Genomic DNA, 15,091 nt, shown 5'->3' on the forward strand with positions numbered 1-15,091 from the left:
ATGTGAAATATAAATAGTATGAATAAAAAAGCCTACTTAAAAGTAGGCTTAATCGACATATCTATAAAGATGTATATTAGCTATTAAGTCCTAATATAATACGTTAGATAGATCGTAAAGGTCTTGACGGAATGGACGCTTCATTTCAGTTAGACACTCAATAATATCATGGTCAACCATCTCACCACACTTAATACCGATACAACGAGCACTCTTACCTGCCATTAATAAATCAACTGCATAAGCACCCATACGGCTTGCTAAAATACGGTCAAATGCCATCGGAGCTCCACCACGTTGGATATGCCCTAAGGTTGTAGCACGTGTTTCGCGTTTTGTTCTTTGCTCAATACGTTTTGCTAATGCTGTTACATCAGTAATATGCTCAGTAATTGCAACTATCGCGTGCTTTTTACCTTTTTCTTCACCTAATTGAATTTGCTCAATTAATTGATCTTCATCGAAATCAACTTCTGGTACGATAACGTATTCACTACCACCAGCAATAGCAGCCCATAAAGTTAAATCACCACAGTAACGACCCATCATTTCTACAATAGAAATACGGTTATGAGATGAAGAAGTATCACGAAGACGATCCACCGCATCAACGATTGTATTTAAACAAGTCATGAAACCAATCGTAAAATCTGTCCCTGCAATATCATTATCAATCGTGCCAGGAATACCAATACATGGGTAACCCATTTCACTTAATTTTAATGCACCCATGTACGAACCATCACCGCCAATTACGATTAATGCTTCAATACCATGTTTTTCTAATTGTTTAATCGCTTCTTTACGAACACTTTCTTCTTTAAATTCTGGGAAACGTGCAGTCCCTAGAAAGGTGCCGCCACGATTGATAACATCAGATACAGAATGGCGATCCATTTGTTCAATTTTGTCTGCATGTAATCCTGCATAACCATCATAAATACCGAAAACTTCGATATTGTGAGATAGACAAGTACGTACCACTGCTCGCACTGCAGAATTCATACCAGGCGCATCGCCACCACTTGTAAGTACACCAATTTTTTTAATCACAATTTACCTCAACCAATTACACTAATTGATAAAAATCATAAGCCTTTTGCCAATAAACCTATAATAGTCATCTTTAAATTAAAACTTTTTATTTTAACTCAAATTAAATGTAGTTTTCTACACAACCTGTAGAAAGTAAACGTCCTAAACCACATCATTCTTTATTAAAATAGCTATTATTTAATCATTGGTTTTTCATGTAAACAACCTCTGATACTTCGTATATCAAGCATACAATATCTGAACGCTGTAGAATAACAATATTATGCATTTTCTTAGTAAAAAGGTCTTTCTTTGCTTTTTTATTAATCTGGATCAGTAATCTTTTTTAAATTGTCACAAATATGCAATAAGTAGACTATATTGTATTTAATAAATAAAAGGAGAAGAAGATGAAAAGTAAAAAGAAAACGTTAAGAAACAAACATATTTGGTTTTCTGTGTGGAACCCAAAGTCAACTCAACTCAGCCCTAAATGCGATGCTGAATATCGCCCAATTAGACAATCAACTCGATAAAAATTTATTAATATCACAAGGTTTCTTAAACCTTATCCCTTTCCCGTAATACCTTTTCGAACAGATACAAAAAAGCAGGTTATAAAACCTGCTTTAGAATCTTACTTATTAGTTTGTTCAATGATACTAACCAAGCTTATCAGATGCCACAGCATAAGATGGATCTTCAATTAAGTTCATTTCTACTAATACACCTGCTTTATGTAATAATTTACGGCAGTCTTTACTAAGGTGGCGAATATGTAGTTTCTTACCTTCTTTCACATAACGCTCATTTAGCACACTGATTGCTTCGATAGCAGAATGGTCAACAACACGACAAGCTGCAAAATCTACGACAATATGGCGTGGATCATTTTTCACGTCGAATAATTCTAAGAAATTACTCACTGAACCAAAGAATAATGGACCGTTAATACTGTAAGACTTCTCACCTTTATCTGCATTTTCTTCAACGTTAGCATGAATATGGCGAGCATGTTCCCATGCAAACACTAATGCCGATACGATAACACCAACAAATACAGCAATTGCTAAATCTGTAAATACAGTTACTGTGCTTACTAATACAATTACAAATGCATCTTTTACTGGAACATTACGCATCATTTTGAATGAAGCCCATTCAAACGTTCCAAGCACAACAATGAACATGACACCCACTAATGCTGCGAGTGGTACAATTTCAATTAAATCTGAAGCAAATAAAATAAATGCTAACAACGCTAATGCTGCTGTAATACCAGATAAACGACCACGACCACCAGAGTTAATATTGATCATCGACTGACCAATCATCGCACAACCACCCATGCCGCCAAACACGCCGTTCACCATGTTCGAAGCACCCTGCGCGACACACTCTTTATTAGGGCGACCACGAGTACCAGTCATTTCATCAACGACTGTTAATGTTAATAACGATTCGATTAAACCCACCGCAGCTAAAATTAGTGAGTAAGGTAAAATAACCTGTAATGTTTCTAAATTAAACGGCACTACTGGTAGTGCAAATGTTGGCAGCGTTCCTGCAATTGTTGCGTTTTCATCACCGGTCATACTTTGTAGAAAATCTAATACAGTACGTGTTTCTAGTGCAGGTACGAAATAAACTAAAAGTGTCACCACTAGAATCGCCACTAATGTAGAAGGCACTGCATTAGTTAACTTAGGTAAAAAGTGGATAATCGCCATAGTTAAAGCAATCAGTCCTAGCATAATGTAAAGCGGATTACCCTGTAACCAGCTTAGGTTGCCTGCTGCATCTTTTACTTTAAACTGCCCTAGCTGAGCTAAAAAGATAACAATCGCTAAACCATTCACAAAGCCAATCATTACTGAATGAGGCACCATGCGAATAAACTTACCAAAATGCAATACTCCACATAAAATCTGGAATAAACCCGCTAGTAGTACTGCTGCAAATAAGTATTCAACACCATGAGAACTAACTAGTGCCACCATGACTACAGCCATAGCACCAGTTGCACCTGAAATCATGCCAGGACGACCGCCAAAAATAGAGGTAATTAAACCAACCATAAATGCGGCATATAAACCAATCATTGGTTCTACACCAGCCACAAAGGCAAAGGCCACTGCTTCAGGCACCAGTGCAAGAGCAACTGTTAAACCTGAAAGCACATCATTTTTAACACTGCTTTTATTAATTTGGGGGAATTCAAACACCGCTGTTGTTCCTTTTTAGGGGTAAAATATAGGGCGCATATTATAGCCTCCATTTGAAGTAACAGCAAAACAAACAAATTTTAATTGTCCTGTTAATTAAGCGACCATTTAAATCACTTATTTGCGCTTAGGCTTTCATTCAGGTGAAGGTCAATATAACGAGATTTTTTCTTTTCTTTTACGTAAGTTAAATCAACGATGACTAGACCATCAATACAATGATTAAATTCTGGATCAATATTAAAATCAACAAACTGTACGCCACCTTCATGGCATAATTCGGTATATTGCTTATACAGAGTTGGTACGCTCACTCCCATATTATTCATCATAGTTTTTAATTTCATAAAGTCTTTTTCATAATCATCACCGGTAAAATATTCTAATAACTCGTTATCCAATTCTTCTGAAATCGAATAGGCATTTTTTGCTATTGCCAACTCTGCTTGTGATGGAAAATATAATTGATAAAAATATACTAAATAAGCATGTGCTTTTTTGGGTAAAGAAGCAGTCAAAGAAACAGCACCAAATAAATACCGAATATCACTATTCATTGCTAAATACGCACCGATTCCTTGCCATAAATAGTCTAGGCTGCGCTTTCCCCAATACCGTGGTTGTACAAAACTCCGGCCAAGCTCTATGCCTTTTTCAAAATATGGCTGCATTTCCATTTTATAATCAAAAAGTTGGCTACTATATAACTCCCCCATTGCTTTTCCTTTAATTAATTGTGCTGTATTGATAAAGCGATAGGCTCCGACTAACTCTAACTGTTGTTTATCCCATAAAATAATATGTAAGTATTCAAAATCAAATTTATCGAGATCACGTTTTTCTCCTGTTCCTTCACCAACGGCTCTAAAAGTGACTTCTCTACATCGCCCTAATTCCTTTAAAATTATGCCGTGTTCGGGTTTCTCTAACAGATATATGTTTTTCCCGTCCGAAGTACTGCCTAATAGCTGACATTGTTCAATCGCTTGCTTTAATTCTACTCGTGGGACAGGGTGTGCAATCACTGATTCTGTTTTAAAGTAACTTTGCTGCCCTTTGGCAATGCGATAAACCTCTTTTTGTAATAGATTTACCTTAACTTTAGTAGATAGTTTACTTTTACCGTAACTTTCAAACGGAATTAGTTTGCCAATACTGACATTGATGCTTTGCTCGTTATGTTTAAACATCTCTTTAACCAGTAATAAGCTTGCAAGTGGCTTATAAAAGAAAGAAGACGCATAAAAAGTCCAAGAATTTCTAGCCTTGATGTGTATAGGTAAAATAGGTGCTTTAGCACGTGATGCAATTTTTAAGAAACCTTTTTGCCAAGGAGAGTCTTTAATACCTTTTGCTGTAAAGCGCGAAACTTCACCTGCAGGAAATATGATTAATGCACCATCAGAGGATAAAAAGTCATGTATGTTTAAAAGATCCTTTTTTGCGGTATTACCCGACATATTGTTGACGGGTAACAACACGTCATGCAACGATTTAATCTCCATCAATAACTCATTAGCAACAACTTTAACATCACCTCTGATCTTTTTAAGCAAATGCAATAACGCTAAACCGTCTAAAGAACCAATTGGATGGTTAGCGACAATAACAACACGTCCAGTGACCGGTATACGCTCGATTTGTTTATCAATGGTAGCAAAACTAAAATCAAAGTAATCAAGGGTTTTCTCGATTAAGTCAAAACCTTTTAGATTTGGGTAACGGTCTGCGAATTGAACAAACTCGCTTTCATGTAGTAAGTTTTTGCACAAAGAACTTAATAATTTATGCTGTAATGAATCTTCCACCAGTTTTGGAAAATACTTCTTAAACACCTCTTGACTTGAAATCATCTTATCATCACCTTTCTATGCCGTTTTAATTAGCATAGAAAGGTTAAATGACAGAGAGGTTACAAAATTAAGACCTGTTGATGACAAATGACTTTAGCAATATATTCAATTATATTGATTTTTAAAGATTCGACTTTATTTTTTAGTATTGAGATTAATTAGCAAATTCTGTTTCGGCTTCCCAGGCATTTTGATGGTATTGATAAAGAATATTACTGCCCAAATAATTAACTTTTACCTTATCTTTATTCAAATAAAAATCTTTATTAAAAGAAAAAGCCCCTTTTAATAACGGTAAAGTTAACCATTTAGTCGGAATCGTCAGACTATCAATACTTGATAACCTTTGAGATGCCGTTTGACCTCGTTTAGTACCAATACTCCACCCCCATTCACCAAAAGAAGGTACATTTTGATGATACTGCTCGGTGTTAAACCCAGCCTCTTGCAAGGTTTTTCCAATAGAAATAAATGCTGATTGAGCGTGGAAAGGAGAAGTCGATTGCACCACAATTGCACCATCACCATTCAATAAATTTTTCAAACGATAATAAAAGTTAACACTGTACATTTTGTTTAGATCTGGATGGCTAGGGTCAGGTAAATCAACAATGATCGTATCAAAGATTTGTTTATTTGCGAGTAACCGATCAATCGCAATAAATGCATCATCGTTGATAACTTTTACGCCAGTTTGATTAAAACTATCTTGAGTAAGATGTTTGATCTTATCGCTCAAATGAGGCGGTAGGACTTTTTCTGGATATTTAAATAGAGAAATAAGTTTTGGATCAAGGTCAACCAAAGTGACTTGTTCTGGATTCCATTTTTGTACTTCACGTAGCGCTAAACCATCACCTCCACCAATGATCAAAATATGTTGGTGACGTGCAGAAGCTTGCATTACGGGATGAACTAAAAACTCATGATAAATATGTTCGTCTAAGCTAGAAAATTGTAAACGACCATTTATATAGAAGTTATAAATAGGATCATAACCGCCACCTAAAAGTCGCTCAGTGAAGACCAAATTTTGGTATGTTGTTTGAGTCTGATAAACCACTTTGTCCAAATACAACATATTCTGCATCTGTTTTTGCCAGTGGTTACCAAATATAAATACAAACACGATCAAAACACCTAAACAAAGATGTCCAATAATAAGCTTCATTCTATGTTTCAGATGCTCTTTAAAGCGTATTAAAAATACAAAACCGGCAATCAAGTTTAAAGAGGCAGTTAGTGCTGCTGCTTGACTGATTTCAATTTTTAGCATGAATAACACCCATATCGCCGCACCTACACCTGCACCAATATAATCAGCACCATAAATAGTACCCGCATTATGTGCTAAACGTTGGCCATAAACCGTTTCCCTGATCCTTGCGATTAAAGGGATTTCCATGCCAATCAAAAAACCCAAAATAAACGCAAACAGGTAAGGTAACTTGCTACTTAACCAAGATAAAGTTGCGAGAAAGTCTCCTTTCAATAAAACATCATTAGGTATCTGATAAGTATCAGCAATTAACTGTGGCAACGTTTGGCTAAAACCGATGACAGAGGCGATAAATAAGGTCGCACTACATCCAATCAGAGCAACGATTAATTCCAATAAAACAAAACCTTGAAAAGCATCTTTTATCTTCTTCGCTGCAAAAGCCCCTAACCCCATTGATACAATCATGATCCCGATTATTGCATAAATCACCGTTTCAACACTGCCCAAAATACGCGCAGAATAATGAGATAACAAATATTCATAGATCAAACCACAGCAGGCTAAAGTGGCCATTATTAAAATTAAAAACGTATCATCAATGAGTAAGTTGATTTGTTTGTTATTGAGGGACTTGAAGCGCATACGGTTAAATTCACTTATAAAAAAGGCCATCAAATGATGGCCTAGAAAGTTGAAAACAATAAAATTAAGACATTAATGCCATTAGTAGCAGTGCAATAGAGAAAGAAGTTGCTAACTCAATTGTAGCAATACCAATGTTTTGTTGGTCTTCAACCTCTTCACGACGGTTAATTCCCCATAAAACCAGGAATTTTGCAATACTTGTTAAAATTGTTAATAGCACCATCAAAATGATACTAATAACAACCCACTGCATTAACCCCATCCACAATGAATCTACATCAAAGATAATAAAGTAACTTGCTGCAGTAACTGACATCGCAGTGGAAATCAAGTAACCGCTGTAACGAATACCCAATGCAATATGGTTATTAACTAATGCGGTTTGGAATGGCATACCGTTATTCTTAGCGTACTTCCATTCGAATAAACGCGTGATCACAACTAACATGACTTGAGAAACGACCCAAACAGCGACTAGCGCAATAAAGGTATCAACATTTAACCCCTCTACCCACATGATCGCAGCACGGACAACGATTGCAGTTGCAATGACTGAAGCAGCATCAACTAATGCAACAGCGATGTTGCGATCAATAATTAAAGCTTGCTTATCAAATGATGCCAAGGCAAATTTATCATGGATATAACGCCCTGCTTTAATCAGAATTAATCCAGCTAAGCCATAAGCTAACATTCCGATTAACTCTATTTCATAAGAACCAGCCAACTCACCTGTAATTGCACCACTTAATGCAATACCCATAGCAGCAACACCACCCGCCATACTAATTCCATAAGCAAAGTTGTCTTTTTGCGCTAATTCATCCGCGGTATTTACTTTACCCAGTACGCCCATCGCGTAGCGAATGCCACCTAATAATAAGATAGCAACAGCCATATCAATGGCTAAATAACCGATCAGCGAGCCATTTACTTCTAATGTTGTCATTAATTCATTCATATCAATATCCTATTTACCGCGACTAACGCCACGAGATGTGGTCGATTTGCTATTTCTGAAACTACTTGAAGAACTTTTTTGCTTCGAGTAACTCGACTTCCCTGAAAAACTGGTCGCCTTTTGTGCTTGTTTACTAGCAGTAGACATACGGCTTGCACCGGTTTTAGATTTAGCATAAGGGCTAGTAAAGCCACCTTTATTACCAAATTTTTTCTTAGTACGCTGTGCTAAATCGTCTTGTGACTTTCGTTGTTGAGGCGAAGTATAACGATTACGACCAACATCGTTATAGTAGCTGTAATCACGTCTAGATGACCAACGGTCATAACCTATTTGGCGAGGAGAAATAGCTGAGAACAAAGTATACGCTGCATACCACTGCCAAAATGAGAAGCCGCTGCTATTAGTTTGCCATTGGCCGTAACCTGGGTTACCTACCAACTGGCTACCTGCTCCATTATCATCAGCACCATTAGCTTGTAAGCTTTGTGACTGGCTAATCGCATTAACACGAGCAAATTCACCATCCGACATATCTGCGATTACGTTAATAGGGTCGGAAAGAGCATCATTGAACAATGTCGGATCAGAGGCTTCAATTAACGTTTCACTTTCAAATAATTGTGCTTCGATATCGCCTAATACTGCAGGTCGTGTTTTTAATGTTGCCAAGCGATCAGTCAAAGAACGGTACATAGGCCCGTCTCTCGTTGCATCTTTTGACAATTCAGATAGTAAAGGTTTTAGATCAGGTTTTTGTTGTTCTAATAATGTTGCATATTGCTGCAAAATAATTGCATTACGAACACGTTGAGTGTCTAGATTCGTTCCTAAATTCTCAATAAGATAATCTGCTGTTTTAATATTTGCTTGTAGACGCTCAGGGCGGTCATCGCCACAAGCTACTAGCAACATACTAAAACAGACAATAAGAAAAACTCTCATAGGCTTTATCATTCCTTAATATTAATTCAAGTTTATGACAAAACGTCAATCACTCGTTGTAAGTCTTCCGCAGTATCAACACCTGCAGGCGGTACTTGGCTTGCAACATCGACATGAATTTTGTAACCATGCCAAAGTACTCTTAATTGCTCAAGTTTTTCAATACTTTCTAAAGGTGAGACTGATAATTGTGTGTAGTGCTTTAAAAAGCTAACACGATATGCATAAATGCCAATATGTCGTTGTAAGTGACTTAAATCGACATTTTTTTCTTTTTTATTTTGCTCTGTAAAATTATCGCGATCCCATGGTGTAGTGGCTCGACTAAAATACAGTGCGAGATTATTTTTATCTGCCACTACTTTTACTGCATTGACATTAAAAGCATCATCCTGATCTGTGATAGGAGCGCTTAACGTAGCAACACTCGCCTGTTGATTATCATATAAATTATCAGCAACTTGTTTAATGACAGTTGGTGGTATCAATGGTTCATCGCCTTGTACATTGACAATAATTTCTTGATCAGAAAATTGATATTTCTGACAGACCTCCGCTAACCTATCTGTACCAGATTCATGATCTGCTGAGGTCAAGCAAACTTCAATATCGTTAACTGATACTAATGCATCAACAATGCGTTGATCGTCAGTTGCAACAATGACTTTTTTAGCACCACTTTGGAGGGCTTGAATAGCCACTCGCTCGATCATAGTTTTGCCTAAAATATCAGCTAATGGCTTTGCTGGTAATCGAGTAGATTGATAGCGAGCAGGTATCACCACAATAAATGACATATTTACTCCTCGTCAGCACTCATTTTTCGAGCTTCAGTATACAATAAAGCTGGAATACCATCTCTTACAGGATAAGCAAGGTGATCAAACTTACAGATTAATTCGTTATTGTCTTTATCGTAAGCTAATTTTCCTTTACATACTGGGCAAGCAATGATGTCTAATAACTTAATATCTAACATTTTAATTCCTTAATCTGCGTTAATTTTTTTAAAAAAGGTTGAATAAAGGTGTCCGGCAGTTGACCATCAATAGGTAAGTACCACCAGTTTGGTTGCGCAAAGGCAGTACATTTCACTGCATCTTTTTCTGTCATAAGCAATGGTTTATCATTATCAAATTGTTCGACGAAATCATTAACAGTATATGCATGGTGATCAGCGAAAGGTACTTGTTTATCGAGGGTAAATCCTTGCTCAACTAATGTATTAAAAAAGCGCGGAGGATAACCAATCGCAGCACATGCATTAACTTGTTGTTTAGACAGGCTTCCAGGAGCCCCATCGACCCTTTTACAATCCGAGGCAACTAACATCATAGTCGCCTCACCTTCATGAATAGCACCATTATTAATAATAAAATCAACATCACTTAAACGACTCACTGACTCTCTCAATGGTCCCATCGGCATAATGTGTTGATTACCGTAACGACGTTTACCGTCCACTACGACAATTTCGATATCACGTTGCAACGCATAATGTTGCAAGCCATCATCGGTAATAATAACATCCACGTCACACTGTGTTGCCAAATAATCAGCGGCATTAGAACGAACAGGGTCAACCACAACAGGGATCTGTAAACGTTGGTAAATTAATATTGGTTCATCGCCGGCTTCTTTACCTGAAGTGTGTTCATTAACAATTAAAGGATAAGCATCTGCTTTTCCACCATAACCACGACTAATAACACCAGGTTTGTAACCATGCTTAATCAGTAGTTCACATAAACTAATAACAAAAGGGGTTTTACCATTTCCACCCACAGAAATATTACCAACCACTACAACAGGCAACGGACTTTGATAACTTTTAAACCAACCGCGTTGGAAGCAAAAACGTCTAGCAAGGCTAATACACTGCATTAATAATGCAAACGGCCATAATAACCATACCCACCATTGCATTGGTTGATACCAAAAAGGCATTACAACTCTCCTGAAGATTGCATCTGGCTCAAGCTATGATAAATCTTACCTTGTGCTAATAGTTCTTGATGCGTACCTCTTTCAACTACTTCGCCGTGATCGATCACTAAAATTTGATCTGCATGTTCAATTGTTGATAGACGATGTGCAATAACAATTGAAGTTCTATCTTTTTGTAGCTCATCTAATGCAGCTTGAATATGACGTTCAGACTCAGTATCTAACGCAGAAGTCGCTTCATCTAAAATAAGAACAGGTGCATCACGCAACAATGCACGAGCAATTGCCAAACGTTGACGCTGACCACCCGATAACATAGCACCGTTTTCACCTATGATTGTATTCAACCCTTCAGGAAAGTTATTAATAAATTCCATTGCATGTGCTGTTGTAGCGGCTTTAACAATATCTTCTTCAGTAAATTTATCTTCGCTTGCATAAGCAATATTGTTTGCAATAGTATCGTTAAACAAATGTACATTTTGTGACACAATTGCCACTTGATCACGCAGTGAGGTTAATCGATACTCTTCAATATTCTTGCCATCTAACGAGATTTCACCTGAATCAATATCATAAAAACGCGTTAGCAAGTTAGCAATAGTTGACTTACCACTACCAGACCGACCAACTAATGCAATTGATTGACCTGATTTAATGTCAAAGCTAACATTATTTAACGCAGGCTTGTCTCCTTTTGGATAAGTGAATACAACGTTTTTTATACTGATATCACCATTCACTCGCTCTACTTCGTATGTACCTTCATCTTTGGCTACATTCATATCTAACATTTCAAACAAACTAGTACTTGCAGAAATACCTTTTTGAATTTCATTATTAATTTGAGTCACACTTTTAATCGGTTTCATTAGTGCCATCATTGAACTAATAATCACAACAAAAGTACCAGATGATAGAGTATCCATAATTTGTGGGAAGGTCGCGAGGTATAATACAAATGCTAAAGCAAAAGAAGATAAGCTTTGAATTACAGGAACACTAATGGCATTAGCACTAGCCATTTTCATTTTTTGTGTTCGTACTGTATTGCTGACTTTTTCAAACTTTTTATTTTCAACTTTTTGACCGCCAAACATCAATACTTCTTTATGGCCTTTCAACATTTGCTCAGAAGAAGTAGTGACTGTCCCCATTGCATTTTGTATATTTTTACTGATTTTTCTAAAACGTTTACTCACAATATTAATGGCTAAACCAACAATCGGACCAACCACAAAAAAAACTAATGATAACTGCCAGCTTTGGTAAAACATCAATGCAATTAGCCCTATTGCAGTTGCGCCCTCACGAAACACTTTAACTAACGCATTACTTGCTGCGTTAGACACTTGCGTAGCGTCGTAGGTAATTTTAGATAATAATTCGCCAGTATTTGTTCTATCAAAGAATGAAACAGGTAATAACATTAACTGCGCAAACAATTGACGCTGTAATTTCATAACTACATTATTACCCACCCAAGCCATGCAATATGAGCTCATAAAAGCGGCTACGCCACGTAAGCCCATCACGATGACTACGAAATAAGGCATCATTTCAAGTATGCTAGGGTCTTTACCAGTGAAACCATCATCGATTAACGGTTGTAAAGACCAAATCAACGCCATATCTACGGCTGCATAACCAATCATGCCAATAATGGCACCTACTAAAGCTAGTTTAAAATCTTTAATATAACTAACAAGTCGCTTCAATATTGACCAAGCGTTTTCTTTATTGTTTTTCATTAATACACCAAATAAGAGATTTAGAATGCAAGATGCTGATGATACCAATAAGCAGCAAGATCTTCTCTATAAGTTTTTACTTCAATATGCTGATTTTGCACATTAAAGCGAATAAATCCAGTTTTAGCGGTTGTTAAATGTTCAACCCCTAGATCTTCGTAGCGTTGCACAACGGATTGTATAGGAAAATGCCAACGATTTTTATAACCTGCGGAAAATACCACCCACTTCGGATCGACAGCTTTTATAAAGTGCATACTTGATGATGTTTTACTTCCGTGATGTGGTGCGATCAGTATATCAGCTTTGAGTGTTGGGGAGTTTTTACCTTTTTTGTTTATCAGTTGTTGTTCTATCTTCTGACTAATATCCCCGGTCAATAAGAAACTAACGTCACCATCACTGATTTTAACAACACAAGAACTATCATTATTATTTTTGCTGACCTGGCTTGGTGACATAACCGTCATAGTTAATTGCCCTAAATCAAGCTCTTGACCAGCCAAACATTGTTGATACTTTTTAACACCTGTTGATTGATAGCGTTGATTAAGTACATCTGCCTCTCCTGAATAAGCTTGATCAATATCAAACGCTTGTTGAATCAGGTGTGCACCGCCGGCATGGTCATTATCACTGTGGCTGACCATTAAATACTGTAATTGCTTAATTCCTTTGGCTCTTAAGTATGGCAAAATAGTATTATTAGCCACAGCAAAATGGTTTCCAAAACTAGGCCCCGTATCATAAAGAAAAACTTGTCCTTCACTACGAATTAAAATAGCTAACCCTTGACCGACATCGAATACTTCCACTTGCCATGATGATTGTTTTTTATATTCAAGCTCAAACCAACGAATAACTAGAAATAACGTACAAAGTCCAATCATTGCCCATTGCAATCTTTTATTAATTCTAAAACAATGTCCAAACACAACGGCAATTAATGAGAGTAACAATATGACGAGGCAACTTAATATAATTGCAACAAAAGAGTGCGATAAGACTTTATACCCACTTGCTAATGGACTTGCATAATCAAAGAACAAAATTAACAATTGATTTGCAAACGATAAGACCCAATAACTTATCGAATAAAAGAAAAACGCTAATAAAGCCCCCAACAAGATAATTGGGATAATCAGCCAAGAAAATAATGGAATTGCAAAAAGATTAATTAATAATGAGAAAATGCTAAATGCAGAAAAATTGATTAATTGAATAGGCAACATAAATATCGTTAGCATCAATTGTAATAATAGTAAGTTTTTGATTACTGACAAACTGGATGTAATAAGTGACCTCCACCAAGAGAGTTCTTCTTTTCGCTGTATTGCCTTACCTTTCATAATCCACAGAAAAATCACAATACCGCTCATTGCAGTATAAGAAAGCCATAAACTACTGCTTAGAATCGCTAATGGGTCGAATAGCAACATCAACCAAAAGCAAAGAAACAGTAAATCAAACAAAGCAATTTTTCGTTTACTAGACAACATAATAATACCTAGTAAAAGCATCAAAAGAGCGCGTTGAGTGGGCAACGAAAAACCCGATATATAACCGTATATAAGGCAGACAATTAACCCCAAAACATTCGCTATTCGCCAAGAAGCCCAACCTAAATAAGCCACTGGTAAGCTTAATTTACAAAAGTAATAAAGGACCATAAATGTAAACACAAATAACAAACCAATATGCAAACCAGAAATAGCAAATAGATGCGCTACACCTAGGCCAGCTATAATTGCTTTGTCCTCGACACTCATTAAACTTTTATCAGCAAAAATTAAAGCAATGATTGCCCCTTGATGCCGCATTGATTCGGTCAGTATTAATACTTTATTATAAAGAAGTGACCGCATTGACTGTGATGCTTGAACAACAGATAAGTGTTGTTTAATAGAACCAATATAAGCAATATGTTGCGAGTATCGCCACTTTTGACGGTCGAAACCATCTGGGTTTGCGTTCCCTTGTAATGCCTTTAAGCGCACTTTAAATTGGTGAATTTGACCTGCTTGCACCATTAACGTTGGGCGAAACCAACGCATTTCAATTAAAGGGCAAATAATACAGGCTTGATTATTGAGGGCGATCATACGAGCAACAAAATAACCACTATTTTTTGTATTGATTAATGATTTCACCTGCACTGTTATGGTATTGTCTTGTCCCTTACTATTCTCAGACATAAAACTCATTAAGGATTGATGATTATTACTTAATAAATTATCTAGTTGAGTGTTATTATGAGATGTTGTCGGATGGCTAACTCCCGACATAGTGATATAAACAAACAGACTAAAATACACTGCAGTAGCAGGTACAATGGTTAGATAGCGACACCTTGGCCAGCACATTAAAGTGATAATAATTAAGGCACAACTAAGTAGCCCACTCCCATTTAGTAACTGTGGCCAAAATAGAGTAGTAATAAAAGTAACAATAGACAGACTTATTGTTATGCGCATTTCTTTCCATTTAAGTAGATAAAGTTTAATTAT

The 15,091-nt window shown here is 36.6% G+C and carries 12 protein-coding genes; 1 reads left to right on the forward strand and 11 read right to left on the reverse strand.

All coding sequences use genetic code 11. The annotated features are described in order from the left end of the window. Nucleotides 1–90: 90 nt before the first annotated feature. Complete coding sequence (gene pfkA / locus V5290_RS03745; RefSeq protein WP_290037899.1) at nucleotides 91–1,053, reverse strand: 6-phosphofructokinase; 963 nt, start codon at nucleotides 1,051–1,053, stop codon at nucleotides 91–93. A 392-nt stretch (nucleotides 1,054–1,445) separates the two neighbouring features. On the opposite strand from pfkA, the gene V5290_RS03750 reads away from it, so the two are divergent. After that, complete coding sequence (locus V5290_RS03750; RefSeq protein ID WP_290037898.1) at nucleotides 1,446–1,571, forward strand: hypothetical protein; 126 nt, start codon at nucleotides 1,446–1,448, stop codon at nucleotides 1,569–1,571. A gap of 126 nt (nucleotides 1,572–1,697) precedes the next feature. Here V5290_RS03750 and V5290_RS03755 read toward each other — a convergent pair whose 3' ends face one another. The 10 genes from V5290_RS03755 to V5290_RS03800 all read right to left on the reverse strand — a co-directional run bounded on the left by V5290_RS03755 (nucleotide 1,698) and on the right by V5290_RS03800 (nucleotide 15,058). After that, a complete protein-coding gene (locus tag V5290_RS03755) occupies nucleotides 1,698–3,260 on the reverse strand; it encodes a SulP family inorganic anion transporter (protein ID WP_333382037.1) in 1,563 nt (520 codons plus the stop codon). A 113-nt stretch (nucleotides 3,261–3,373) separates the two neighbouring features. Next, nucleotides 3,374–5,113, reverse strand: a complete 1,740-nt coding sequence (locus tag V5290_RS03760; RefSeq protein ID WP_333382038.1) for a lysophospholipid acyltransferase family protein — start codon at nucleotides 5,111–5,113, stop codon at nucleotides 3,374–3,376. A gap of 154 nt (nucleotides 5,114–5,267) precedes the next feature. Then, entirely contained in the window at nucleotides 5,268–7,007 is a 1,740-nt protein-coding gene (locus V5290_RS03765; RefSeq protein WP_416351595.1) for a polyamine aminopropyltransferase, read from the reverse strand. A gap of 34 nt (nucleotides 7,008–7,041) precedes the next feature. Continuing rightward, nucleotides 7,042–7,941, reverse strand: a complete 900-nt coding sequence (locus V5290_RS03770) for a DUF350 domain-containing protein (RefSeq protein WP_333382040.1) — start codon at nucleotides 7,939–7,941, stop codon at nucleotides 7,042–7,044. Nucleotides 7,942–7,950: 9 nt separating this feature from the next. Beyond that, on the reverse strand, nucleotides 7,951–8,886 hold the full coding sequence (locus V5290_RS03775) for a hypothetical protein (RefSeq protein ID WP_333382042.1): 936 nt from the start codon (nucleotides 8,884–8,886) through the stop codon (nucleotides 7,951–7,953). A gap of 32 nt (nucleotides 8,887–8,918) precedes the next feature. Then, nucleotides 8,919–9,683 carry a 3-deoxy-manno-octulosonate cytidylyltransferase gene (gene kdsB, locus V5290_RS03780; protein WP_333382044.1) on the reverse strand — a complete coding sequence of 255 codons (765 nt, stop codon included), beginning with the start codon at nucleotides 9,681–9,683 and terminating at the stop codon, nucleotides 8,919–8,921. 2 nt (nucleotides 9,684–9,685) lie between these two features. Next, on the reverse strand, nucleotides 9,686–9,865 hold the full coding sequence (locus tag V5290_RS03785) for a Trm112 family protein (protein WP_333382046.1): 180 nt from the start codon (nucleotides 9,863–9,865) through the stop codon (nucleotides 9,686–9,688). After that, nucleotides 9,859–10,833, reverse strand: coding sequence for a tetraacyldisaccharide 4'-kinase (gene lpxK / locus V5290_RS03790; RefSeq protein WP_333382048.1), 975 nt, complete (start codon nucleotides 10,831–10,833; stop codon nucleotides 9,859–9,861). Before lpxK ends, V5290_RS03785 begins: the two co-directional genes overlap by 7 nt. After that, entirely contained in the window at nucleotides 10,833–12,584 is a 1,752-nt protein-coding gene (gene msbA, locus V5290_RS03795; protein ID WP_333382050.1) for a lipid A ABC transporter ATP-binding protein/permease MsbA, read from the reverse strand. Before msbA ends, lpxK begins: the two co-directional genes overlap by 1 nt. A gap of 20 nt (nucleotides 12,585–12,604) precedes the next feature. Beyond that, nucleotides 12,605–15,058: a DNA internalization-related competence protein ComEC/Rec2 gene (locus V5290_RS03800; protein ID WP_333382052.1), complete on the reverse strand. Its 2,454-nt coding sequence runs from the start codon at nucleotides 15,056–15,058 to the stop codon at nucleotides 12,605–12,607. Nucleotides 15,059–15,091 lie beyond the last annotated feature (33 nt).

Origin of the sequence: Psychromonas arctica, assembly GCF_036697365.1 — a bacterium.
Taxonomy (GTDB): Bacteria; Pseudomonadota; Gammaproteobacteria; order Enterobacterales; family Psychromonadaceae; genus Psychromonas; species Psychromonas arctica_A.